This is a genomic window from Sorangium sp. So ce726 (genome assembly GCF_051521405.1).
GTDB lineage: Bacteria > Myxococcota_A > Polyangia > Polyangiales > Polyangiaceae > Sorangium.
On record NZ_CP150349.1, the window covers coordinates 1,879,459 to 1,903,305 of the forward strand.

Here is a 23,847-nt window from a genome sequence, read left to right on the forward strand (position 1 = left end):
AGGGGTGAAAGCGGCAGCGCGGCGCTGGCCTCGAGCTCCGGCGACGACCGCCAATCCGGCGAGCGAAGGTGCTAGGATGAATCTGCGCATGTACGGGGGGCGGGCGGCTGCCCCCGCGCCGGTGCGCGCTGCGGGGAGCTTTGATGAACGCACCTGTCGTCGCAGGGGACGTGATCGCCGAGAAGTACCGGGTCGACAGGATCTTGGGCAGCGGCGAGCTGGGGACGGTGGCCTTCGCGAGCCACCTCGTGCTTCCCCAGCGGGTCGCGATCGAGCTCCTGCTCGCCGACGGCAGCCCCGAGCGCGTGGAGCGCTCGCTCCGGGAGGCGCGCGCGGCGGTGGCGCTCAAAGGGGAGCACGTCGCGCGGGTGCTCGACGTGGGCCAGCTCGCCTCGGGTGTCGTGTACATCGTCACGGAGCACCTCGACGGGCAGGACCTCTCCGAGCTGCTGCGCGGCCGCGGCCAGATCGAGCTCTCGGAGGCCATCGATTGGGTGCTGCAGGCCTGCGTGGCGGTGGCCGAGGCGCACGCCGCGGGGATCGTGCACCGCGACCTCGAGCCGGCGCGCCTGTTCCTCGCGACGACCCCCGGCGGCGCGACGCTCCTCAAGGTGCTCGGCTTCGGCGCGTCCAGGGAGCTGCCCGGCGCGAGCGACGGCGGCGCGCCGGCGCAGACGCGGGAAGAGCTCGGCGCACCGCTCTACATGTCGCCGGAGCGGATGCGATCGTCGGTCGCCGTCGACCCCCGCGCCGACGTCTGGTCGCTCGGCGCGATCCTGTACCGCCTCCTGACCGGGCAGCCGCCGTTCGAGGCGAGCTCGCTCGCCGATCTCGCGCCGCGCGTCGCGAGCGCGGCGCCGGCGCTCCCGAGCGCGCTGCGGTCCGACATTCCCCCTGCCATCGACCGCGTGCTCCTCTGCTGCCTCGAGAAGGACCCTGCGCGCCGGCCCACGAGCGTGGCCGAGCTGGCGATCGCGCTCGCCCCTCACGCGTCGGCGGAGGGCCAGGATTACGTGGAGCGGGCCGCGCGCCTCCTCGGCGCGACGCTCCCGCCGCGTCCCCGCGCCTCCCTCCCGACGATCGGGCTCGGGCTCAGCGCGAGGCCCCGTCCGCCCGAGAGCGCCGGACCGAGCTCGGAGGCGGGCCCGGTGACCCAGCGGCACGGCGCGCAGGACACGGGGCGCAACAGGGCGCGCATCGCGCTGATCGCCGCCGTCGCGTCGCTGCTCGCGATCCTCGGCGTGGCCGCGACGCAGCTCAGGTGAGCTGGCGCCGGCCGAGCCGCCGCGGGCGCAGGAGCGCCGCCTTCGGCCCTCGCCAGAGGGGCATCGTCGCCGCGATCGCAGCAGGATTGGAGAAGCCGGAGAGCCGTCCTGTCTCTCACGGACGGGGTCGCAGATCCTCGCGGCAGCGCCGAGAAAACGTGACATCCGCGTAGACCGGCTGTCGTAGTATCCGCCGCATGCCGCATTCTCTCCCACATTCCGGGGGTGGTCTCGCTCCGCCCGCGCGCATCGGCAAGGTCGCATTCCTCGGGTATGGCCGCTTCGGCGCGGCGCTCGGGTCGCTGCTCCGCGACGCGGGGATCTCGGTGCGCGCGTTCGACCCTTCCGCGGAGATCCGCGGCGCCGCGCGGGCCGCCTCCCTCCCGGAGCTCGTGGACGGCGCGGACCTCGTCATCGTCGCCGTCCCGGTGCCGGCGGTGCGCGAGGCCCTTCTGTCGCTGCGGCCGCACCTTGCGCCGGGGCAGCTGGTGGCCGACGTGGGCAGCGTGAAGAGCGTGCCGGCGAGCGCCATGGCCGAGGTGCTTGGCGCCGAGCGGCCCTGGGTGGCGACGCACCCGCTGTTCGGGCCGGCGAGCCTCGCGCGCGGCGAGCGCCCGCTGCGCGTCGTCGTCTGTCCGAACCCTGCGCACCCGGACGCGGCGCGCCGCGTCGTCGCGCTGTTCGAGCGGATCGGCTGTCAGGTGCTGGAGCAGGCCCCGGAGGAGCACGACCGTGTCATGGCCTTCACGCACGCGCTCGCGTTCTTCATCGCGAAGGGCATGATGGACGCGGGCGTGCCCGCAGGCGCGCCCTACGCGCCTCCCTCGTTCCAGGGCATCGCGCACACGATCGAGACGGTGCGCGTGGACGCGGGGCACCTGTTCGCCGCTCTGCACCGCGAGAACCCCTTCGCGAGCGAGGCGCGCCGCCGCCTCATCGACGCGCTCGTCGCCGTCGATCGGAGCCTCGACGTCCCGACCAAGGACGCCGCGCCCGAGGACCTCGCCGCGCTCGCGATCCCCGATCTCGGCGCGCTCTCTCCCGAGCTCCGCGAGACGCGGGAGCTCATCGACGACCTGGATCTGGAGCTCGTCGGCCTGCTCGCGCGAAGGGCCGAGCTCGTCCAGCGCGCCGGGCGCGCCAAGGCCACGATCGGGGCGGCGGTCCGGGATCCGGTGCGCGAGGCGCGGCTCATGGAGTCGCGCCGCCGCTGTGCCGTCGATCTCGGCCTCGACCCCGACGGCGTCGCCGAGGTCTTCGAGGTGATCCTCCGGCACTCACGCTCGCTCCAGGAGCGGCGCTCCGCCGTCTAGCGCGCGGCGCAGGCGATGGACTCCTCACCACCGGAGCAGGAGGCACACCGAGCGCGTCGAGCAGGTATCGACAGAGAGTCAGGAGAGCGTCGACGCATCGAGCTCCGCGTCACTTGCGTCGGTTTTCTTCGTGTTCTCTTCGATTCTCGCGCTTCTCTCACGGCCTTTTCGATGGGTGGCGCTCGGTGGCGCCATGAATTCCTCTTTCCACGCTGACATGCTCCGGTGTAGGGTTTGCGTGCGGGGATCATGCAGCGGCGTCAGGCGCCCCCTTGTGGATACTGCAGGCGAGCCCTGGGTCGCAGGTAGGACAGCGCCTCGATTACGATACGAGCTCGTCTGCGCGGGGGAGGGGGGCTGGAATGGATCTGCGGAGCGGCCATGCCGGGGAGGCCGAGCGTTCCGGGGCTGAGCGTGGCCGACGTGCGCTCCGCGCCCCGGCGCCCCCGCGCAGGGCCGCCTTCGGGAAGGCCCGCCGGCGCCCGGGAGGTCGCTCCGACGGTCCGGCGGGCGCGCTCATCCCCCGCCGTGGGCGCGCGCTGCGTCCCCCGGCGACGCGGTTTCCCCGAGCCTCCTCGCTCGCCGCGCCGGAGCGCGCTGGGGCGGACGCGGCAGACGCCGCCCGAAAGCGGTGGACACCGCCCCATTCCTGAGGATGCTGCGAGGCTGGCCGCGGCGCTGACAACGGAGCAGGGGGGCAAGGAGACGCGGGATGAGGGCAGAAGTAGGCAGAGTCAACATCCTGATCGTTGACGACAGGCCTGAGCAGCTCCTCTCCCTGGAGGCAGTCCTCGCTCCGCTCGGCGAGAACATCGTCAAGGCGGCGTCCGGGAGGGACGCGCTTCGCCATCTCCTTCAGGAGGAGTTCGCGGTCATCCTCCTCGACATCCAGATGCCTGAGATAGATGGGTTCGAGACGGCGACGCTCATCCGCAAGCGGAGGAGCACGCTGCACACGCCGATCATCTTCCTGACGGCGCACACCGAGCGCGTCTATGTCGAGCGCAGCTATTCGCTCGGGGCGGTCGATTACATCATGACCCCGTTCGCCCCAGAGGTCCTGCGCACGAAGGTGTCAGTCTTCGTCGATCTCTTCAAGAAGACACAGAAGATCAAGCTCCAGGCGGAGTCGCTGCGCGCGCACGCGGAGCAGCTCCAGCGGCTCAACCGCGCCGCGCTCACGATCAACTCGGCCCTGTCGCTCGACGCCATGGTCGCGGCGATCACGGAGGCGGCCCGCGACGTCGGCGGCGCCCATCAGGCGATGACCCTCGTGAAGCTGGAGCGACCCGGTGAGCGGGCGCGGACCGCGGTGTCGCTCTCGGAGCGGTACACGACGTTCCAGAAGGAGGCGCCTCCCCCCATCGCCGGCAAGCTATGCGCGCTCGTCTGCGCCAGGAACAGGCCTCTCCGGCTGACGCAGCGAGAGCTCTCGCTGCACCCCGAGTGGCTGGACAACCGCGGGCAGAGGCCGCCGCCGCGGGGCTACCTCGCGGCGCCCCTCACCGCGGCCGACGGCCAGAACATCGGGACCATCCAGCTCTCGGATCGGCACGACGGCGAGTTCTCCGACGACGACGAGACCGTCCTCGTGCAGCTCGCGCAGCTCGCTTCCATCGCCATCCAGAACTGCGTACACGCCGAGGCGCGCGAGGCGAACCGCCTGAAGGACGAGTTCCTCGCCACGCTTTCCCACGAGCTGCGCAGCCCGCTCAACGCGATCCTCGGCTGGACGCACCTCCTGCGGTCCGAGCCGTTCGATGAGCAGCGGGTGTCCCACGGGCTCGAGGTGATCGAGCGCAATGTGGCCGCGCAGACGAAGCTCATCGAGGATCTCCTCGACGTCTCGCGGGTCACGACGGGCAAGCTGAGCATCAGCGCCGCGCCGATGGCGCTCGCGCCCGTCGTGGAGACCGCCATCGACGCGATCCGCCCCGCCGCCGAGGCGAAGGGGCTCACGATCGACGTCTCGCTCGACCCCGACATCGAGGTGAACGGCGACGCGGATCGGCTGCAGCAGGTCGTCTCGAACCTCACGTCCAACGCGCTCAAGTTCACGCGTCCCGGGGACCATATCCTCGTCTCCCTCCGGCGAGCCGGCGCGACGGCGGAGCTCACGGTGCGCGACACCGGGGAGGGGATCGCGCCGGATTTCCTCCCGCTCGTCTTCGAGCGCTTTCGCCAGGCCGACAGCACGAGCCGCAGGACACACGCGGGCCTCGGCATCGGGTTGTCCCTTGTGCGCCATATCGTCGAGATCCACGGCGGCTCGGTCGTGGCCGACAGCCCTGGGTTGCACAAGGGGTCGACGTTCGTCGTCCGGCTCCCGCTCCTCGGGGTCGAGCGCAGCTCGTTCCCGGCGCTGACGAGGGACGGGCGGTCGCGTTCGCTCGCGTTCTCGGAGTCCGCGTCCAATCTCGGCGGGCTCCGCGTCCTGCTCGTCGAGGACGACGCGGACGCCAGGGAGCTCCTTCAGGAGGTGCTGTCGCAGCACCACGCCGAGGTGACGGCCGTGGCTTCGGCCCACGAGGCGCTCGCGGCGTTCTGCGCGGCCCTCCCGCACGTGCTCGTGAGCGATATCGCCATGCCGGGCGAGGACGGCTATGAGCTCATCCGCGCCATCCGCCAGCGCCCGCCGCAGGCCGGCGGCGATCTGCCCGCGCTGGCCCTGACGGCCTATGCTCGCAAGGAGGACCAGAAGCGCGCGCTCGACGCCGGCTTCCACATGCACGCCACGAAGCCGATCGAGCCCGCCGCCCTCGTGGCTGCCGTGGCCAGCCTCGCGGCCCGGGCCCGCGCCGGCGACCTCCCCTGCGCCCGGGAGCGAGGGTCGAGCGAGGAGATCAACCCATGAGGATCGAAAAGGCCCCGCAGGGAGCCGAACAGCGCGGATAAACCCGTAGCGCGCGAACCTGCGCCCCGCTCTATCCCGCGCGATCCTCGCGGGGGTGATCGTCGTCGGTCGGCGGGCGAGGCGCTGTGCGGTGAGTGAGCGCCCGTGAGCTTCCTTGACCGGGGATGCCTTTTGCGTTCTGTATCGCTCGCACATTCAACCTGAGCTCGCCCGCTACCGTGCCCGACCCCGCCAGCGAGTTCGGGTCTCTCCACAGCATGCCTGCGCTCATGAGCAGGGACGAGGACCAAGGTCCGATGGGCATTGGGCCTGGGACTTGCAGTTCATGACGCGAACGTGTCCTCATGACCAGACCGGGAGCTGACCCCCATCCAGGCCAGACGAGGCGCGTCCGCGCTGCAGTCGGGCTCGGTTCGCGTGTTGCGCGGCGCCAGCGCCGCTCCTCCAGGTCGCTCACGCGAGCAGGCTTTGGCTCATGGGGCCCTCACCTCTGGAGGTCAATCCGTTATGACGGATGTGCTGTCAGGCACAGTCGTTCTCCAGGCGCCATGTTCGCCTGCGCCGATGTAGGAGAATGTGCTTGACCGGTGGGCGCTCACGGAGGGGCGCCCACATGCAACGATGATGCAGTGAGACAAAAAGCTTGCGTAATCCAGTATGGTGGCCTATCGTCCACCATAACGGAATCCCCACGGAATTGACACCGGCCCATCGCACGCGGCGTGCTCACAGCGCTTGTAGGGCGCACATTTTGCGCAAATTTGCGTGGATTGAGTCGCTTGGCGGTGTGGAGCGGTGAGCGGTGCGGGGTTCTGCCGAGTCATTCTTTGGGGGGGACAACCCAACGGAGAGAACGAACCATGAACGCTTCGAAGAGCATCTTTGCAAGCGCGCTGCTGCTAGGCGCGACCATGATGATGATCGGCGCCGGATGCGGCGATGACGGGGAGACCACCACCTCCGCGTCCACCTCGACGAGCTCGGCGACGACGGGCACTGGCGGCGAAGGCGGCACCGGCGGCGCGGGTGAGGGCGGCGCCGGCGGCGCGGGTGAGGGCGGCGCCGGCGGCGCTGGCGAGGGCGGCGCGGGTGGCGCGGGCGGCGGCACCGGCGGCGCGGGTGGCGCGGGCGGCGGCACCGGTGGCGCCGGCGGCGCGGGTGGCGCGGGTGGCGCGGGCGGCGCCTGAGACGAGCGCGTCGATAGCGCCCATCCCTCGCCGGGCCCGCGGTACGGCGGGCGGGGGATAGGCTGTTAGAGCGCCACTCATCATCTCCCGTCCCCATGCGCCTTCGTGGCTGCATGGCACGGTCTGGTTTTGTTCGGCGTTCTATCGCGAGGTGCAGATTCGTGGGATGCTAGCTCAGCCGCCAGGCCAGCGCGTGAGGCGTACGAACGTGCGCTGAAGCGAGCCGAACGACGCGGATGAGCCCGTAGCGCACGAAGATGCGCCCCGCTGTAGGCTCGGGAATCACGGGTAGGCTGGGAGACGGAAGATGCTTTGTGTCTTCCCTCCGTCCCGTGGTGTCCCGAGCATTTTGATTTCAGAACATATGCGCTATCAGCGCCGGCCTCGAGAGGCTGTGTGCTGGACGGCGTCTGCGCTGCTGCCGCGCGCTCTACGGCGCTGCCACACGCCTTTCGCGCTGCAGCGTATCTTGTTCGCACGGCTGCGTTCCCCTTCGCGCTTGCACGTATCTCGGACGGAGCTCTGGCGCGCGGACGCGCCCACACTATGCATGTTTTGCGGCCCCTCTGGTGCCGGCGTCATGGATTTTCCAGAGGGGGTGTCCCATCCGCGATGGGCTTCGCACACAGCGCTCCCACGAAGCCGCACTGAGTCCCCTCCCTTCCAGGCGGAGAATCCTGTCGGGCGGAACGGACCCGGACGATAACGTGTTAGCGGGGCTAGCGCGCCTCGTTGCAGCGCCGCAGCTCGCTCGTGGGGCTAGCGTCGCGGCTGCAGGCGCGGAGCTCCTCGGTGAGGCGAGCGACCTCTTCAACGAGCGCCTCGTTGCAGCGACGTAGCTCGCGCGAGGTGCTCTGCGCGTCGCGGTAGCGCAGCGCGTTGTGCACGGCCACCGCCGCCTGCGATGCGAGGAGGCCGCAGAGCTCGACCTGGCCGGCGCGGAACGCGCCAGCGGTCGCGCCGTTCTCCGCGTAGAGCACGCCCGTGATGCGGCCCTGATGCGTCATGGCGAGGCACAGGATCGATCGAAGGCCGCCCTCGAGCAGGTAAGGGTCGTCCGCGAACCGCTCGTCCACGACCGCGCTGGTGAGGGCGATCGGCTGCTGTGTCTGGGCGACGTGGTAGACGACGCTCGCCGCGAGATCGGCGGCGGACTCGAGCGGCGTCGCAGGTCCGACGCGGACCCCTCCGCGGTCGCCGTCGAGCTCGGCCTCGATGGTCAGCGCGCCGTCGCGCGCGAGGAGCAGCACGGCGCGCTGCGCCCCCGCGCTCTCGCTCAGGGCCCGGAGGAGCCGCTCGAAGAGGCGCTCCAGGACGAGCTCCCCGCAGATCGCGCGCGAAACGCGGAGGAGGCCGAACGCGTCGAGCGACGTGGGGCGCTCCGTGCTCGCCGGGAGCGTGGACTCCGGCGGACGGCTCTGCTGCCCGAGGAGCGCGGCGCGGGCCACGAGGTGCGGGTACTTTCGCGACAGCTGTCGCGCTTTGGCCATCGCGCCCCACCGAAGGTAGCCCTCGTGGGCGTCGGCCATGTAGACGTGGGCGATCCTCTCCCTGCCGCTCGCCAGGTGGAACTTCGCGCAGAGCTCGCTGGCGAGCGCCTCGTCCCGGACGAAACCGTTCACCTTCGCCGACTCGATCGCCTGATCGTAGAGCTTCATCGCCGCGAGCTCCTCGCCGGCGGCGCGCGCGGACTCCGCGCGGAGGAGGAGGTGCTTGTGACGGTAGTTTTCCGGGCACCGCTCGGCCCACTCCGAGAACCGATCCCGATAGCTCGCCACCGAGACGGTGGTCAGCTGCCGGCCGCGCGCCAGCGTGGGCGAGAGCAGCGTCAGGCAGGTGTAGAAAAACACCTCGGTCGCGAGGTGATCGTCGACGCCGCCCTGCATTCTCGCCTCGGCCAGCGAGCCCATCCGCAGCGCCCCCTCGTGGTCCTCGTTGAGGAAGCAGATCTGCTGCCGCAGCGCGTAGTGGACGCGCGCGGCGGCGCCATACGCCGGCGCCGAGAGCTTGGCTTCATCCCCTGCGTCGTCGAGATCGCCGTGGCTGGGCGGGCGTGACGCGCCGGCGCGCGTCGCGTCCATCAGGTCGTCGAGCGCGCGGCGCACGCCGGCCAGCGCGAGGGCGGCGAGCTCCTCCCGCGCGCGCCGCACCAGCGAGAGGAAGCCGTCGACCTCGGCCCGCACCGCTTCGCACTCGTCGCCGAGCCCGAATCGAACGAGCGCAGTGTGGACGCACGCCTGGGACAGGTAGGTGAGATCACCCGTCCTGTGCCCCGCCTCGAGCGCGGCCTGGAAGAGATCGAGGCTCGAAAGGAGGTGATCGGTGAAGACGCTGACGTGGGCCCCGAGCACGACGCGCAGCCGGCAGGAGAGCTCGGGCTGCCCGGACCTCTCGTTCATCTCGAGCGCGAGCTGGCCGAGCTCATAGGCCTCGTCGTAGCGGCGGAGCACCCGCGCGGCGACCCAGGCGTAGGCCATGTAGCCATACGGGGAAACTCCGCCGTGGCCGCGCTCCAGCGACAGGTTGACCTGCCTGGCCGCGACGAACGTGCAGAGCGGCGGGTTCACCGTTGCGGCGGGGAGCATGAGGGCCATGAGGAGCCGGAGCGCCGCGTGGGTCCGGGCGTCCGAGGCCTCGGGCTCGTCGAGCAGATCCTTGAGCCGGCGCGTGCCGAGCGCGGCGCGCGCGGCCGCGAGCTCGGCGTCTGCGGCCGCCTTCCGCCCCGGCCCGTCCTCGGGGAGGGGGACACCGAGCATCGCGAGGGCCGTCTTTCCGAGCGCCACCGCCTCATCGAGCCGGCCCTGGGTGGTGTACACGGCGATGCGCAGCTCGTGCGCCCTGGCCCGCTCGAGATCCGAGCGCGCCTCCGTCGTGAGCACGTCGAGCAACGCCTCCGCGCGCTCGAGCCGGCCGCCGAGGTGCGCGCACTCGGCCGCCTCCGCGTGCAGCGAGAAGGCGATCTCGTGATCCTGCCTGAAGCTCCCGTCCGGCAGCGCCGCGATCCCGGCCTCGAAGAGATCGGCGGCCGCCTGGGTCGCGCCCCGCTCCCTCGCCTTGCGGCCCGCAGCGAGGTTCATCGCGGCGAGCGCAGCCCGCTCGCGCGGCTCAACGATCAAGGGCGCACCGAGGTTCAGGTGGTGCGCGGCCTCGAAGAGCGCCTCGTCCGAGCGCTCGCGCTGCGATCGCGCCTCGGCCATGCGCCCGAGGCGCAGGTGGACCGCGCGCCGCTCCGCGTCAGGGAGGGCGGCGTAGGCGTCGATGTCGACCTTCAGCACCTGCGCACGCGCAGTGCGCTCGTCAGCGGGCTTGCAGAGCAACTTCATCGCCATCTCCGAGGCGATCGCGGGGGCGCCGGCGGCGACGGCGGGGCTGGCGCGGGGGGCCGCGCAGTCGCGCCTTCGCTCGCAGGGAGCTCCGTCGTGATCGTAGATGGGTAGGGGGTCATGGAGGGGCCGGCGCCCGCGGTCGCGGGCTCCTCCAGCGGCGATACGTCCGCCGGAGTCGTGTGACAGCATCCTACCTTAAGTGGGCGTGGGTGCGCTACGGTGGTATACGCCCGTCTTCTCGTTCTCCGCGCGCCGCCAGCCACCCCGCGGAGCCCGGGGGAGGGCGGCCTCGGGGTCCGCGCGAGCGCCCCGCTCGCGGCTCGCGGCTACGACACCCGCCCCGGCGTCAGCGCCTTGCGCGCGAGCAGCCCGCCCCAGCGCCTGCGCCTCGCCGGGCCCGGCGGCGTTCAAGATGCCAGTCGCCCGTGCCTCGACGCCAGCGGCGAGCGACTCGGCCAGATCTCGACCATCGATGATCTGGATTCGGAACAGGCGGTGTTCAGGGTGAGAGATGCCCTATCCATCTCTGTCGACGCGAGCGTGCCAGTGCGTGAATCGATCGGTCGCGCGACCGGGGTCGAATGGCCGGTTCGCCCAGGAGCGACGGTGTGAAGAGGACATGAGGACATGAAGCGGCGCTGAGCGAGCGCGTCCTCCTGCCCTGGATGAGCCCGCATTCAGCAAGAAAAGTTTGGATTTTTCAACTTCGCGAGAAGCTTGAAAGGCGCGGGCCATGGTCCGCATCCTGCAGTGTTTCCAGTGTGCCCGCGTCGAGGCGGGAGAGGAGATGCAGTATGTGGTCTGTCTTGAGAGCACTGAGCGCACTCTGTGGCGTCATCTGCTGTGGAGCCGGGTGTATGTCCTCGGAGGCTGCGGACGCTGTCGCGGAGGGCGATCCGGGAGGCGACAGCGGCGGTGCGGCGCGGGCGAACGCGGAGCACGGCTCGCCCCCCGGGATGTGCGAGATGGGGGCAGTCGGCCCCGGAGGCGTGTGTCTGGGTGCCGCGGTCGCACCCGGCGGGCGGTTGGCCGGCGCGGCCGGGCTCGACGACGGCGAGCGGGCCGAGCGCGCGTGTCGGCAGAGCTCGTTCAGCCGGCAGTATCCTGGCAAGGGCGCGACCCTGCGCGGCTTCACGATCGACGGCGCCGGCCGCGCGCTGCTCGCTGGCTCCTTCGAAGGGGAGCTGACCTTTGGCAGCACCCGGCTGCGGAGCGCGGGCGCGACGGACGCCTTCGTGGCCGAGCTCGACGCGTGCGGCGCTCCGCTCTGGAGCCAGCAGTTCGGCGACGGCACGGCGCAGAGCGCCATCGACGTGGCCGCGAGCAGCGGGGGGCAGTCGCTCGTGCTCGGCGATTTCTCCGGCACGGTCCGCTTCGGCGCGCACCGGCTCACGGCGGCGTCGCCCTCGGGCGCAGACCTGTTCCTCGCGAAGCTCGGCCCGCGCGGCGCGGCGAGCTGGGCGGCGCAGATCTCCGCGGAGCAGGACGCGATCCTGAGCGGTACGGCGCTCGCCGCCGATGGTCGCGGCGGCGCGCTCGTGCTCGGCAGGCTGGAGGGGGCCGCGAAGGTCGCCGGAGCGCGGATCGAGCGGCGGGCGATCGGCGCCTTCGTCGTCCGGCTCGACGCCTCGGGTCGCTTCGCGTGGGTCAGCCTGCCGCCGAGCGGCTCCGACAGCGACGAGATCGGCATCAAGGTCGACCGCGACGGGAACGCGATCCTCGCGAGCCAGGACGGGCGGGGCACGGCGACGTTCGTGACCAAGCTGGACCGGAACGGAGAGCTCGTGTGGCACAAGCGGTTCCGTGGCTCGCCGGATCAGCTCGAGGAGGCGTACGACCTCGCCGTGGATCCAGAAGGCGCCGCGTTGCTCTCCGGCAGCGGCGTCTTCGGTGAGCCCGATCTGCCGGGCGGCCCGCGGCCGTTCGTGGCCAAGATCGGCCCGGATGGCCGCGTGATCTGGGTGAAGCGCTTCGACGCGCGGAGCCCCCGCCGCGTCACGGCGAGCGGCGAGCGCGTGGTGCTGGCCGGCGATGCGCTGTGCGAGTCGGCGAATGAGCCGTCGTCGTGCAGCGCGTGGGCGGCCGCGCTCAGCTCCAGCGGAGAGGAGCAGTGGACCCGGCGCATCGGCGCGGACGTCCACGTCTCCGGGCTGGAGATGGACCCGTGGGAGAGCCCGATGCTGGCCGGATCCTTCCAGGGCACGGTGGCGCTCGGGGGCGAACGCCTCTCCAGCGACCAGGGCGCGCTCTTCCTGACCCGCTTGCCGGACCCGGGCTGACCGCGCGTGGGCGTTCGGGCTCTCCCGGAGAGAGCGCCTGGAAAGCGCCTGACTTTGGCAGGAAGGCGCGGCGCGGGCCCGGCTCACACGCCGAGCGCGCGGCGGACGGCGGCGACGATCTCCTCGGGGGTGCCGCCGACGTCGACGCGGATCGCGTCCTCGGGCGGCTCCAGCGCGGCGAGCTGCGTCGAGAGGAGGCCGGCGGGCATGAAGTGATCCTTGCGCGCCGAGAGGCGCGCGGCGATCAGCGCTGGATCGCCGGTCAGGTGCACGAGGCGCATCCGCGCAGGGTCGACGAGCAGCTGCGCGCGGTGCGCCGCCCTGAGCGCCGAGCAGGCGATCACGGCGTCGCGCCCTTCGTCGAGGAGCTGGCGGATGCGCGCGGTGAGCGCTGCGATCCACGGCGCGCGATCCCGATCGTCGAGCGGCTTGCCAGCGCGCATCTTCTCGATGTTGGCGGCGGGGTGGAGGTCGTCGGCGTCGACGAGCTCCCATCCGAGCTCGCGCGCAAGGCGCGCCCCGACCGTCGTCTTCCCGGCGCCGCTCACGCCCATCACGAGCACGATCACGGGCGCCGCGCCTCTCCGAGGGCTGTCTCTCGCGCTCTCCGCATGGTGGGATCCATCCTATCATGAGCGGTTCGGCACGCCCCCTGCTGCGCCGGGCGCATGCGTAGGCCTCCGATCCCAGTGGTCCTGTTGCCATTTTCCCTCCTCTGCGCCGGTTGCTCCTCTGGCGGCGCCGAGCCGGAGCCGCAGCCCTCGCCGTCCGGGTGCGCCGATCCGGGCACCGCGGGCTGCGTCGTCGCCTCGGACAAGCAGCGGGCCCGCGCGCCTCAGGTGCCGGAGGCCGACGCCACGGAGCTCGCCCTCGGCAACACGGCGTTCGCGCTCGAGCTCTACCGCCGGATCGGCGCCGCGCCGGGCAACCTCTTCTGTTCGCCCTACAGCGTGTCGAGCGCGCTGGCGATGACGTACGCCGGCGCGCGCGGGGAAACGGCGGATCAGATGGCGCGCGCGCTGCGCTTCACGCTGCCGCAAGCGCGCCTCCACCCGGCGTTCAACGCGCTCGATCTGGCGCTCGCGCGCCGCGGCGAGGGCGCCGAGGGGCAGGACGGCAAGGGGTTCCGCCTCCACGTGGCCAACGCGATCTGGGGGCAGGTCGGCTCCGCGCTCGTGCCGTCGTTCCTCGACGTGCTGGCGGAGAGCTACGGGGCCGGGCTGCACGTCGTCGACTTCATCAAGGCGCCCGACGAGGCGCGGGGGATCATCAATGGCTGGGTGGCCGAGCGCACCGAGGACCGCATCAAGGACATCCTGCCTGAAGGCGCCCTCGGGCCCTCGACCCGGCTCGTGCTGACGAACGCCATCTACTTCAACGCTGCCTGGCAGTTTCCGTTCGAGCAGGAGGACACGACCCCGGGCGGCTTCACGCTGGCGGACGGCTCCACGGTGTCCGTGCCGATGATGACCAACCACGCGCAGGTCCGTTACGGCGAGGGCGACAGCTACGAGGCGCTGGAGCTGCCCTACGACGGCGGCGAGCTGTCGATGGTGCTCGTGCTCCCGTCGGAGCTCGGGGCCTTCGAGGCGGGGCTCGACCGGGATCGGCTGGATGGCGTCCTCGCCTCCCTCGGATCGCGGAGCGTCACGATGACGCTGCCGCGGTTCAAGATCGCCTCGACCCTGGATCTCGCCCCGCCGCTCGAGGATCTGGGCATGCCCGTCGCCTTCTCTGAACGCGCGGATTTCTCGGGGATCAACGGCCAGGGCGGCCTGTTCATCACCGATGTGCTTCACAAGGCGTTCGTCTCCGTGAACGAGGCGGGCACCGAGGCGGCGGCGGCCACGGCGGTGGTCATCGGCGAGACGTCGGCGCCCGAGCCCGCCACGATCCGCTTCGATCGCCCGTTCCTCTTCTTCATCCGGGATCCCGCGACCAGCGCGATCCTGTTCGTGGGCCGCGTGGCCGACCCGTCCACGTAAGAGCGCCGAGCCGGAAGCGCGAGGCGCGCTGCGACAGGCGTGGCATCCTGTCCCACGGCGCCGCGTGCCTGCCGCGGGCCCTCCTCAGTAGAGGCGGGGGACGAGCCGTGCGGACGTCCGGCGCGCGTAGTCGTCGTATTCCGGGAAGGTGTCGCGCAGCACGCGCTCCTCGTATCCCATGCGGATGATCTGCAGGATCATCTCGACCGTGTAGATCAGGATCGCGACGATGGACGGATAGATCAAGATCATGCCCGTCCCCTGGATCAGGGTGGCGAGATAGACCGGGTGGCGCACGAGCCGGTAGGGGCCGTTGGTGATGAGGCGTCGCGCCTCGGGCATGACGCTGAACGACTTGCCCAGCGACCCGATGCTGACCACGGCGAGCGCCACTCCAGCGATGATGAGCAGCGTGCCCACCACCTGACGACCGGGCATCGGCGGGGCCTTGGGCAGCCATGCGAAGCTCGCCGGCAGCAGGCCGGCGGCGAGCGCGGTGACGCGAGGTACGATGCCGCTCAGCTTGCGTACAGGGCGGAGGCGAACGAGCGTGAACGCCGCGACGAGCAGCACGTAGGCCTCTGTGGCCATGAGCGAGGCCACCGTCGTCCCGTACGTGAGCCCCTTGGGCCCGCTCCAGAGAAACAGGTGAGCATAGATATCTCGCCCGACGAACAGGGCGTTATAGAGCATGAGGACGGCGAGCGGCAGCCGCATCGCGAGGTCGTAGAGCACCGCGCCATTCATTGTATTCCCCCTTACGTCGAAAGGTGAGAGGGGGCGCGTGCGCGGTCAAGCCAGCGGGCGTGAGGCCGTGTCGGATCTGTCATCCATCCACCGCGGGCGCAGCGCGCTTCGAGCTTCGATGACGGCGGGGCCGCGGGACGACCGCGGTCTGTCGGAGACAGCGCCTGCGTGGGAGAAGGAGAGTTCAGCCGTATCGGAGCTTGAGGAGGAACACGGTGCCCGAGAGCACGAACGTGATCGCGTTCGCGATGACGATGGGCACGTCCTGCGTGAGCAGGCCGTAAATGAGCCACAGGCCCACGCCGGTGACGAACGCCGCGTACATGCCGACGGAGATCGAGCGTGTGTCGCGCGTGCGCAGGGTGCGCAGCACCTGTGGAAGAAAGGAGACCGTGGTGAGGGTCGCCGCGACGAGCCCGAGCGCGGTCACTGCTTCTGGCTTCATCTGTTCTGTCGTATCCCTTCGGTTCGCCCCTGGTGCATAGGGAAGGCGCATCCGGAGAGACAGGGAGATAGGGATGTTTTGTCGGGCAGCGGTGCTCAGCTGGTCCGCCCGCCTGGGCGCTCACAGCGCCTCGACCATCCTCTCCACCGCATCGCTGATCTCCCGCTCATCCAGCGCCGCGAACCCGAGCCGCAGGAAGGGGCGCTTCTTGCCGTCGAACGCGAACCGCCGCCCCGCGGAGAACGCCACCTTTCGCGCGAGCGCGCGCTCGGCCCAGGCGTCCGCGTCGATCGCCGCGTCCACCTTGGCCCACAGGGCCATACCGCCGGCTGGCACGACGAAGTCGAGCGCGTCGGGGAGCCGCGCGCGCAGCGACGCGACGAGCAGATCGCGCCGCGCCCGGTAGGCGCGGCGCGCGCGCTGCGCGTGGCGCTGCACCTCGCCGTCCTCGAGGAGCTCGGCGACGGCGCGCTCCACGGCGTGGTCGCCCTGCCGGTCGACGAAGGTGCGATGGAGAGAGAGGCGCTCGATCAGCGGCTCGGGGGCGACCACGAAGCCGATCCGGAGCCCGGGGGCGAGGATCTTCGACAGGGTGCCGATGTAGACGACGACGCCGGCCGTGTCCGCGCTGGCGAGCGGCAGCACCGGGCGGCCGTCGTAGTGGAACTCGTGATCGTAGTCGTCCTCGAGGATCGCGATCCGGCGGGCCCGGCAGAGCTCGAGGAGCGCAATGCGCCTGCCGGGCGCGAGCACCGCGGTCGTGGGGTACTGGTGGTGCGGGGTGACGTAGACGGCGCGCAGGCGCTCCCGCTCGGCGAGCTCCGAGAGCGCGTCGATGGAGAGGCCCGCGGCGTCGACCGGCAGCGGGACGAGCCGCGCGCCGGCGAGGCGGAGCGCCTCCCACGCGGGGCGGTAGCCGTAGGACTCGACGGCGACCGCGTCACCCGGCGCGATCAGGGCGCGCGCGACGAGGTCGAGCGCCATCTGGCTGCCGCGCGTGACGAGGACCGACTCCGGCGCGGCGGCGAGGCCGCGCACCGCCGAGAGCATCGCGGCGAGGGCGGCGCGGAGGCGCTCGTCGCCGCGCGGATCGGCGTAGTCGAGCAGCTGCTTCGACCCGGCGTGCAGCGCGCGGCGGTAGGCGCGCGCGAGCGCCGCGGTCGGGACGAGGCGCATGTCGGGGAGGCCGCCGCTCATGCGGAGCGTGCCGGGCGGGATGATGGGCACGTGCCGGAGCGAGGTCGCGCCGAGGTCGAAGCCGAGCCGCGCCGGCACCTCCGCCCGCGCGGCGGCGCGCCGGGCGAAGCCGCGGGGCGCAGGCGCCGGAAGCTCCGCCGAGACGAAGGTGCCGCGCGCGGCGCTGGCCTCGATCCAGCCCTCGGCGGCGAGCTCGCGGTACGCGGCGAGGACGGTGTTGCGATGGACCGACAGGGACCGCGCGAGCGCGCGGCTGCCCGGCAGCTCGGCGCCGGCGCGGAGCCGGCCGCGGCGGATGTCGTCGGCGAGGGCGCGCGCGATCTGAAGGAAGATCGGCTGCGGCGCGGCGGGATCGACCGCGAGGGCGAGCTCCCAGGGCATGCCCACTGGTCTAGCAGAAATCGGCGAACCGGATCTTTCGGGAGTACCAGGTGCGCGCCAACCTCGGTCCATGCGCAGGGAGATTTTTCGCATGGAGAGGGCGGAGGCCGAGGCGTTCCTCGGGCTCGCGGAGGTGGTCCACCTGGCGTCGACGACGGCGGAGGGCGAGCCGGTGCTGAAGACGGTGCACGGCGTCGTGGTCCGGGGCGCGATCGCGTTCCACGGCGCGCCCGTGGGCGAGAAGATCGAGGCCGTCGGCCGGCCCGCGGTGGTGTCGTGCGAGCAGGTCGTCGCGTCGATCCCGAGCTACTTCACCGATCCGGAGCGGGCGTGCCCGGCGACGACGCTCTACCGGAGCGCGCAGGCCCACGGGGTGATCGAGCGCGTGGACGATCCGGATCACAAGGCCGAGGTGCTGGAGGCGCTGATGCAGAAGTACCAGCCCGAGGGCGGGTACACGCCGCTCGACGCGTCCAGCCCGCTCTACCGCAAGGCGATCGCCGGGATCCTCGTGCTCGCGGTCCCGCTGTCGCGGCTCGACGGCAAGGCGAAGCTCTCGCAGAACCGGACGCCCGAGGAGCGGGCGCGGATCCTCGCGAAGCTCTGGGAGCGGGGTGCGCCGGGCGATCCCGCGGCGATCGAGCTGCTCCGCGGCGCTTGCCCGGACACCCCGGTGCCCGAGTTCCTTCAGGCGCCGGCGGGCTGCGTGCTCGCGTGTGCGCTGGGCCCGCGCGACGTGGCGGAGGCGGTCGATCTGCTGGAGGGCGGCTACTGGAACCAGGGTGTGTCGCGCGAGGCGATCGCGCGGGCGCTGCTCGGCTCGTCGGCGTGGGTGGGCGCGCGCGACGCGGCGGGCCGGCTCGTGGCGACGGCGCGGGCGATCAGCGATGGGAGCAGGCGTGCGTGGCTGTACGACGTGATGGTCGCGCCCTCGCTGCGGGGCCGCGGCGTGGGCGAGGCGGTGGTGCGGCTGCTGCTCGGGCACCCGGCGGTCCGCGGCGCCAGCCACGTGAGCCTGGGCACCCAGGATGCGCACGCGTTCTACGCGCGGTTCGGTTTCCGTGACCGCGCGGCGCTGCCGCCGCGGCCGTTCACGTCGACGGAGATGCAGCTCGTGCGCGCCTGAAGCGGCGGCCAGGCGTCGATGCGGCCGCGCCGCTGCACGGCAGCCGCCCGCGCGACACATGGCAACTCCGGCTCCCATTTCGCCAACGGAAGGTTATTCCGCGCCGATCGAGATGGCGTTGACCACCGAAGAAGGGTGTCCCCCAAGAAATCCCAGATGAATGCCTGAGCCGCCGCAGAGCGCGGCTTCAGCTTCTGGTTCTGGGTCGACGAGGCTCCGGGCGCCTCGATTATCGACGGTTGCGAAGATGGTAGGGAAGTGAGCAGGGCATACCGTTCGATCGCGGGCGCAAGTGTGGACAACGTCGCGACTGGCCCTCTCGCCTGCACGAGAGACGATCCGAGCTATGTTGATGAGCTGCGTATCTTGGTCGGGCGCGTGCGGCCACGCCGTGGACTCGCTCGCCCCGTCGCGATTGCCGAGGAGTGGCCCCTGCCATCGTCGTCCTCGCCGGAGATCCCCCTGGCCGGCGGCCCAAAGAGCAGAGGTCCGAAGCACGCACCTCTCACCTTTGCGCTCGTATGGACGCCCGCGCGAGGTGTGGTCGGCACAGCCGCGAAAGTTGCGGAAAGGCCGAGAACCCAGCGCGCCACAGTGGATTCGAACCACTGGCCTTCGGCTCCGGAGGCCGACGCTCTATCCAGCTGAGCTAGTGGCGCACTCTCGCGGGTTTCGCGAGGGGCCCCGAACCTACCCAAGACCGGGCTCTCGCGCAACCCCATTCCTGCACCTTCGTGCACCGCTGCCATCCCGCCCCGGCCCATCGCGCCCCCTCCATCCCCGTCCATCCCGCCACCCGTCGCTCACAGGGGGCCCGTGCCAGCCGTGGTGCCGCCGCCGCCTGCCCGCGAGGGCCGAGCCCCATCCGCCAAAATTTGGCCACCGGCCCGTCTGTCCGGCATTCCCGGGGCATGGATGCCCGACAGCGAAGCTCCGCGATCCCGGCCCCGGCGCGCGGACCCCTCCCGCTCGCCCTGGCCGTCGCCGCCCTCGCCCTGCCGGCCCTGCCGGCCTGCACCGGCGGGGAGAACGCCACGCCCGAGGGCATCATCAGCCTCTCCGCGGGCGCAGCCCAGAAGGCCGCCGAGAACGACCCCGCCACCCTCCCGCGCCCGGACGGGCCCCGCATCGGCGCGGTGCAGATGGTCGCGCCCATCTACGAGAAGGCGGACCGGCGCTCGGCCAAGCTCGGCTACCTCCGCGCAGGCGGGACGGCGCCCCGCGGGGAGAAGCCCGCCGCGTTCGACGACTGCCAGGGCGGCTACTACCGCGTGCTGCCCGCCGGGTACATGTGCGCGGACGGCGATGCCACGATCGACACGCAGCACCCGATCCTCCGGGCGCTCACGCGGCGGCCCGACCTGTCGAAGCCGATGCCGTACCCGTACGCCTTCGTCCGGGCCATCGCGCCGAACTATTACCGGATGCCGTCCACGAAGGAGCAGCTCCAGTACGAGATGAGCCTGGAGCGGCACCTCCGCAGCTACAAAAAGCTCAAGAAGAAGTGGGACGAGATCAAGGTCGGCGCCAACGACGTGCCGCTCGACGCGGCGGGCAACGCCGTCGCCGACCCGCCCGCAGAGCCGCCCGAGCTCGGCGACAGCGAGCTCTTCGGCGGCAACGCCAGCGACGAGATCCCCTGGTTCTTCAAGGGCGGGCGGCAGCTCCCGAACATCTCGTCGTTCAAGGTCCCGGGCTACGCGATCATCACCAACCGGATCGCGCGCAAGGCAGGGCTCGCCCTCATCGACACCTTCATGGGCGACGGCGGGCGGCGCTTCGCCCTGACCACCGACGCGCGGCTCGTGCCCACCTCGAAGCTCAAGCCCGCCCGCGGCTCCACGTTCCACGGCGTCGACATGACCAAGGGGTGGGAGCTGCCGCTCGCGTTCGTGCACCGGCAGGACGCGAAGCGCTACGACATCTCCGGCGGCGAGATGGAGAAGGCGGGCGAGCTGCCCTGGCACACCGCCGTGCAGCTCACGGGGCGCTCGAAGAAGGTCGGCGGCGCCCGCCTCGTCGAGGCGAAGGACGGGACGTGGGTGCGCGACTCCGACGTCGCCATCGCGGTGAAGCCCTCGGAGCTGCCCTCGTTCGCGCAGGGGACCGTGAAGTGGATCGACATCTCGATCCTGAGCCAGACGCTCATCCTCTACGAGGGCAGGAAGCCCGTCTACGCCACCGCGGCGGCGACCGGCCGCGACGGGCTCGGCGACCCCAAGAAGACCTTCTCGACCGTGCGCGGGACGTTCCGGATCCGCGACAAACACGTCACGACGACGATGGACGCGCACGAGGTCGACAACAAGTTCGAGCTCCGCGACGTGCCGTGGGTGCAGTACTTCGAGGCCGGCTACGCGATCCACGCGGCGCCGTGGCACGACGACTACGGCAAGCCGCGCAGCCACGGGTGCATCAACCTGTCGCCGATCGACGCGCGCAGGGTGTTCCTCTGGACCGATCCCCCCGTGCCCGACGGATGGCACGGGGTCAGCGCGGGGAAGGCCACGGGGGAAGGGACCATCGTCCACATCCATCCCTAGGCGAGCTCGGTCACCAACGTTTACGTAGTCGTGGTCGTGGTTGTGGTCGTCCACGGCCTATCGTTGACGACCACGACCACGACCACGACCACGACCACGACCACGTAAACGTTCACGTGCGGATGTAGGAGAACGCGGCGCGAAGGTTCGTTAACGCCTACGCGTGGGAGGGGCGGCGGGGGTCAGTCCTCGTCGGCCTCGGCCTTGAAGCCGCTCTCCTTGATCACCTTGTCCTGCACCATCGGCGGGCAGACCTCCAGGTGCTCGACGTTCATCGTGAACGTGCCTTTGCCCTGGGTCATGCTCTTCAGCTTCGACTCGTACTCGAGCACCTCGGCGAGCGGGACGAACGCGTTCACGATCGTCTGGCTCTCGACCGAGTCCGTGCCGATGATCCTCCCGCGGCGGCTGTTGATGTCGCCGATGATGTCGCCCATCGCGACGCTGGGCACCGTCACCGAGAGCCGCACGATGGGCTCGAGCAGCACCGGCGCGCACTGCGCCGCGGCGGCCTTGAAGGCCTTGCTGCCCGCCATCTGGAACGCCGCGTCCGAGGAGTCGACGTCGTGGTACTTGCCGTCGAAGAGCCGCACCTTGACGTCGATCATCGGGTAGCCCGCCAGGATCCCCTTCGACATCGACTTGACGATGCCCTTCTCGACCGAGGGGATGAACTGCCGCGGCACGGCGCCGCCCACGACCGCGTCCTCGAAGACGAAGCCGCCGCCGCGCGGCAAAGGCTCCATGTCGATGTAGCAAACGCCGAACTGGCCATGTCCGCCGGTCTGCTTCTTGTGCTTGCCCTCGATGTTCGTGGCCTTCTTCGAGATCGTCTCCTTGTAGGCGATGTGCGGCGGGCCGAGCCGACAGTCGACCCCGACGCGCCGGCGGATGCGCTCCACCGTGATCTCTAGGTGCAGGGCGCCGAGGCCCGAGACGACGAGCTCGCGGGTCGACGCGTCCTGGTGCACGCTGAGCCCTGGGTCCTCCTCGGTCAGCCGGTAGAGCGCGTTGCCGACCTTGTCCTCGCCGCCCTTGGCGTCGAACCGCACGCCGCGCGAGAAGAGGGCCGGCGGCAGCTCCGGCGTGGAGAGCAAGAACGCGTGCTTCTCGTCCGAGAGCGTGTGCCCGCTCAGCGTGGCCTTCAGCTTGTGCAGCGCCACGATGTCCCCGGCGCGCGCCTCGTCCACCTGCTTGTGGTCCTTGCCGACCACGCTGTGGATCTTGCCGAGCCGCTCCGAGCCGCCCGTGCTCGCGTTGAGCATCGTGGCGTCGGGCCGGAGCACGCCGGAGAGCACGCGCACGAACGAGGTGCGGCCGGCGTGCGGATCGATCGAGGTCTTGAAGACGAACGCCGCGGCCGGGGTCTCCGCCGACGACGGCCGCTCCGCGGCCTGCGGCGCGGCGCCGGGCTTGCCGCTCGGGACGACGCCGCTCCAGGCCGGGTGCTCGGTCGGCGGCGGCACGAGCTCGACGATGCCGTCGAGCAGCGCGGCGACGCCGCTCGGGCGGACCCCGGAGGCGAAGTAGACCGGGATCAGCGCCCCCCGGCGGACCGCGGCGCGGAGCCCCTGATCGAGCTCCTCCTGCGTGAGATCGCCCTCGGTCAGGTACCGCTCGGTGAGCTCGTCGTCGCTGCCGGCGACGTCGTCGACGAGCTTCCCCCGGGCCTTCTCGACGGCGCCCGCGGCGTCGGCCGGCACCGGAGAGCCCGCGGCCGTGGCGGGCGCCTCGGGCTTGTCGAGCCAGGCCTTCTTCGTCCGGATCGCGACGACCCCCCGGTGCTGGAGCCCCTCGCCGACGCGCTCCTCCATCACCGCGAGCGGCGCCTTGAGGCGGGCGCGGACCTCGGCGAGCACCTCGTCGGGGCGGGCGTTCTCGGCGTCGACCTTCGTGACGACGATCACGCACGGCAGCTTCGCGTCCCTCACCCAGCCGAAGACGCGCTCGGTGATCGGCTGCACGCCGTCCTTGCCGCTCACGACGAGGATGGCCGCGTCGACCGCCGCGAGGGCGAGCCGCGTCTCGGCGAGGAAGCTCCCCTCGCCCGGCGTGTCGACGAGGTTGACCTTCTTCCCCGCCCAGGAGAGGTAGGCGACGCTCGCCTCGAACGAGCAAACGTGCTCTTTTTCCTCGGCGGTCTCGTCGAGGACACTCGACTTGTCGTCCACCTTGCCGAGCTTGGCCGTCGCCTTGGCGACGTACAGCATGGCCTCGGCAAGCGATGTCTTCCCAGCCCCCTTGTGTCCGATGATTGCAACGTTCCTGATGTCCCCTGCCTCAGTCGTTGTCATTCCTCGTTCGTACCAATCCCCGTCGGGATCGAGAAGGCCGGCACGCGATTTTTGCGGCGCTTTCTTCGAGCCAGGAGGTCAGCGAAGCCGGGCAGCGAGTCGCTCACCCGAGCTCTGCCGCGACGCGCTGCGGCGTGCTCTGGCGATTTGCGCTTGTCCGGCGCTGCCTGAATGGAGCGCTCGCCCGGGAGCTCGGCGCACGAAATGAGCACTCTCCGCCTCGCGCTCCAGATGGTCCTCGGTATCGCGCTGCCGTTCGCGCTGCAGCGCTGGGACCGACGGCGGCTCACGCCCGAGCAGCGCGCCGCTTGCTGGAACGGAGCGACCTGGGGCGCGGCCCTCTATGCGTTCGGCCCGCTGTCCATGCTCGGGTGGTGTTGGGTCACGCGCGGCGTCCAGCACGGGCGGCCGGGGGCGCGTGGATCAGGGCCGAATGTCTCCCGGAGCGTCTGGCACCCGTACCGGGCGCGGGCGGTCGGCGCGCGCGGGTCAGAGCGCTTCCGCGCGCTGAAGGCGCTCGGGCTCGGCGCGGCGTCCGCCGCAGCGCTCGTCCTGATCCTGAGCGGTGTCGATTATCTCTTCGCGCTCGCATTGGGGCTCCCGCCGTGAGCCGCGCGGGTGGCACATGAAACGCATGGAAGCGGTGTCGATGGCTCGATGGCGCATGACCGTAGCCGCTGATGCCGCTGATTGGAGATGGCTGCAGGCCGGCCGGCCGGCCAGCTGGCCGGCCAGCCAGCTGCGTCCAAATGCGGCCAGATGCGGCCAAATGCGCACCGAACGGACATTTTCGTGCGCGGGTGTCACTAGACGACACGTCATGGACGCGATAGCAGCACTCTGAATCTGTTATTCAGGGGACAGGCTTTTACTCTGTCCGCGGCGCTCGCGGACTCACACCGAGG

At 71.3% G+C, this 23,847-nt stretch carries 15 protein-coding genes and 1 tRNA gene; 9 read left to right on the top strand and 7 right to left on the bottom strand.

Annotated features, from left to right (window positions below; all coding sequences use genetic code 11):
* Positions 1-143 precede the first annotated feature (143 nt).
* From WME79_RS07105 to WME79_RS07120, 4 genes are all read left to right on the top strand, one after another.
* The gene (locus WME79_RS07105) at positions 144-1,265 is read left to right on the top strand and encodes a serine/threonine-protein kinase (RefSeq protein WP_437533671.1); all 1,122 of its coding nucleotides are present in this window, start codon (positions 144-146) and stop codon (positions 1,263-1,265) included.
* Between the two features lie 197 nt (positions 1,266-1,462).
* The gene (locus WME79_RS07110) at positions 1,463-2,578 is read left to right on the top strand and encodes a prephenate dehydrogenase/arogenate dehydrogenase family protein (RefSeq protein ID WP_437533674.1); all 1,116 of its coding nucleotides are present in this window, start codon (positions 1,463-1,465) and stop codon (positions 2,576-2,578) included.
* Between the two features lie 712 nt (positions 2,579-3,290).
* Positions 3,291-5,432 (top strand): response regulator, encoded by a 2,142-nt coding sequence (locus WME79_RS07115; RefSeq protein WP_437533676.1) that lies wholly within the window; start codon positions 3,291-3,293, stop codon positions 5,430-5,432.
* 860 nt (positions 5,433-6,292) lie between these two features.
* Positions 6,293-6,619, top strand: a complete 327-nt coding sequence (locus WME79_RS07120) for a hypothetical protein (protein ID WP_437533679.1) — start codon at positions 6,293-6,295, stop codon at positions 6,617-6,619.
* Between the two features lie 719 nt (positions 6,620-7,338).
* Here the strand turns inward: WME79_RS07120 and WME79_RS07125 are convergent.
* Positions 7,339-9,942, bottom strand: a complete 2,604-nt coding sequence (locus tag WME79_RS07125) for a GAF domain-containing protein (RefSeq protein WP_437533682.1) — start codon at positions 9,940-9,942, stop codon at positions 7,339-7,341.
* 860 nt (positions 9,943-10,802) lie between these two features.
* Here WME79_RS07125 and WME79_RS07130 point away from each other — a divergent pair.
* Positions 10,803-12,224: a hypothetical protein gene (locus WME79_RS07130; RefSeq protein ID WP_437533685.1), complete on the top strand. Its 1,422-nt coding sequence runs from the start codon at positions 10,803-10,805 to the stop codon at positions 12,222-12,224.
* 83 nt (positions 12,225-12,307) lie between these two features.
* Here the strand turns inward: WME79_RS07130 and WME79_RS07135 are convergent, their stop codons facing one another.
* On the bottom strand, positions 12,308-12,793 hold the full coding sequence (locus WME79_RS07135) for a gluconokinase (RefSeq protein WP_437533688.1): 486 nt from the start codon (positions 12,791-12,793) through the stop codon (positions 12,308-12,310).
* A 120-nt stretch (positions 12,794-12,913) separates the two neighbouring features.
* Between WME79_RS07135 and WME79_RS07140 the strand changes: the two genes are divergently transcribed.
* Positions 12,914-14,209 (top strand): serpin family protein, encoded by a 1,296-nt coding sequence (locus tag WME79_RS07140; RefSeq protein WP_437533691.1) that lies wholly within the window; start codon positions 12,914-12,916, stop codon positions 14,207-14,209.
* An 84-nt stretch (positions 14,210-14,293) separates the two neighbouring features.
* Here the strand turns inward: WME79_RS07140 and WME79_RS07145 are convergent, their stop codons facing one another.
* The 3 genes from WME79_RS07145 to WME79_RS07155 form a co-directional block, all read right to left on the bottom strand.
* The gene (locus WME79_RS07145) at positions 14,294-14,956 is read right to left on the bottom strand and encodes a methyltransferase family protein (RefSeq protein ID WP_437533694.1); all 663 of its coding nucleotides are present in this window, start codon (positions 14,954-14,956) and stop codon (positions 14,294-14,296) included.
* A 184-nt stretch (positions 14,957-15,140) separates the two neighbouring features.
* Complete coding sequence (locus tag WME79_RS07150) at positions 15,141-15,401, bottom strand: SemiSWEET transporter (RefSeq protein ID WP_437533696.1); 261 nt, start codon at positions 15,399-15,401, stop codon at positions 15,141-15,143.
* Between the two features lie 120 nt (positions 15,402-15,521).
* Positions 15,522-16,979: a PLP-dependent aminotransferase family protein gene (locus WME79_RS07155; RefSeq protein WP_437533699.1), complete on the bottom strand. Its 1,458-nt coding sequence runs from the start codon at positions 16,977-16,979 to the stop codon at positions 15,522-15,524.
* Positions 16,980-17,070: 91 nt separating this feature from the next.
* On the opposite strand from WME79_RS07155, the gene WME79_RS07160 reads away from it, so the two are divergent.
* The gene (locus WME79_RS07160) at positions 17,071-18,105 is read left to right on the top strand and encodes a GNAT family N-acetyltransferase (RefSeq protein ID WP_437533702.1); all 1,035 of its coding nucleotides are present in this window, start codon (positions 17,071-17,073) and stop codon (positions 18,103-18,105) included.
* A gap of 585 nt (positions 18,106-18,690) precedes the next feature.
* On the opposite strand, the gene WME79_RS07165 is transcribed toward WME79_RS07160, so the two are convergent.
* Positions 18,691-18,764 (bottom strand) — tRNA-Arg (locus WME79_RS07165).
* A gap of 252 nt (positions 18,765-19,016) precedes the next feature.
* On the opposite strand from WME79_RS07165, the gene WME79_RS07170 reads away from it, so the two are divergent.
* A complete protein-coding gene (locus WME79_RS07170; RefSeq protein ID WP_437533705.1) occupies positions 19,017-20,648 on the top strand; it encodes a L,D-transpeptidase in 1,632 nt (543 codons plus the stop codon).
* 182 nt (positions 20,649-20,830) lie between these two features.
* Here WME79_RS07170 and fusA read toward each other — a convergent pair whose 3' ends face one another.
* Positions 20,831-22,942: an elongation factor G gene (gene fusA / locus WME79_RS07175; protein ID WP_437533708.1), complete on the bottom strand. Its 2,112-nt coding sequence runs from the start codon at positions 22,940-22,942 to the stop codon at positions 20,831-20,833.
* 204 nt (positions 22,943-23,146) lie between these two features.
* On the opposite strand from fusA, the gene WME79_RS07180 reads away from it, so the two are divergent.
* Complete coding sequence (locus tag WME79_RS07180) at positions 23,147-23,551, top strand: transcriptional regulator (protein ID WP_437533710.1); 405 nt, start codon at positions 23,147-23,149, stop codon at positions 23,549-23,551.
* Positions 23,552-23,847 lie beyond the last annotated feature (296 nt).

What these genes read in the sequence shown, in the direction of transcription:
- WME79_RS07120 (WP_437533679.1), top strand. Translation starts at nt 6,293, where the DNA reads ATGAACGCTTCGAAGAGCATCTTTGCAAGCGCGCTGCTGCTAGGCGCG.
- WME79_RS07105 (WP_437533671.1), top strand. Translation starts at nt 144, where the DNA reads ATGAACGCACCTGTCGTCGCAGGGGACGTGATCGCCGAGAAGTACCGG.
- WME79_RS07160 (WP_437533702.1), top strand. Translation starts at nt 17,071, where the DNA reads ATGGAGAGGGCGGAGGCCGAGGCGTTCCTCGGGCTCGCGGAGGTGGTC.
- WME79_RS07115 (WP_437533676.1), top strand. Translation starts at nt 3,291, where the DNA reads ATGAGGGCAGAAGTAGGCAGAGTCAACATCCTGATCGTTGACGACAGG.
- WME79_RS07145 (WP_437533694.1), bottom strand. Translation starts at nt 14,956, where the DNA reads ATGAATGGCGCGGTGCTCTACGACCTCGCGATGCGGCTGCCGCTCGCC.
- WME79_RS07125 (WP_437533682.1), bottom strand. Translation starts at nt 9,942, where the DNA reads ATGAAGTTGCTCTGCAAGCCCGCTGACGAGCGCACTGCGCGTGCGCAG.
- WME79_RS07110 (WP_437533674.1), top strand. Translation starts at nt 1,463, where the DNA reads ATGCCGCATTCTCTCCCACATTCCGGGGGTGGTCTCGCTCCGCCCGCG.
- WME79_RS07170 (WP_437533705.1), top strand. Translation starts at nt 19,017, where the DNA reads ATGGATGCCCGACAGCGAAGCTCCGCGATCCCGGCCCCGGCGCGCGGA.
- WME79_RS07130 (WP_437533685.1), top strand. Translation starts at nt 10,803, where the DNA reads ATGTCCTCGGAGGCTGCGGACGCTGTCGCGGAGGGCGATCCGGGAGGC.
- WME79_RS07180 (WP_437533710.1), top strand. Translation starts at nt 23,147, where the DNA reads ATGAGCACTCTCCGCCTCGCGCTCCAGATGGTCCTCGGTATCGCGCTG.
- fusA (WP_437533708.1), bottom strand. Translation starts at nt 22,942, where the DNA reads ATGACAACGACTGAGGCAGGGGACATCAGGAACGTTGCAATCATCGGA.
- WME79_RS07155 (WP_437533699.1), bottom strand. Translation starts at nt 16,979, where the DNA reads ATGCCCTGGGAGCTCGCCCTCGCGGTCGATCCCGCCGCGCCGCAGCCG.
- WME79_RS07150 (WP_437533696.1), bottom strand. Translation starts at nt 15,401, where the DNA reads ATGAAGCCAGAAGCAGTGACCGCGCTCGGGCTCGTCGCGGCGACCCTC.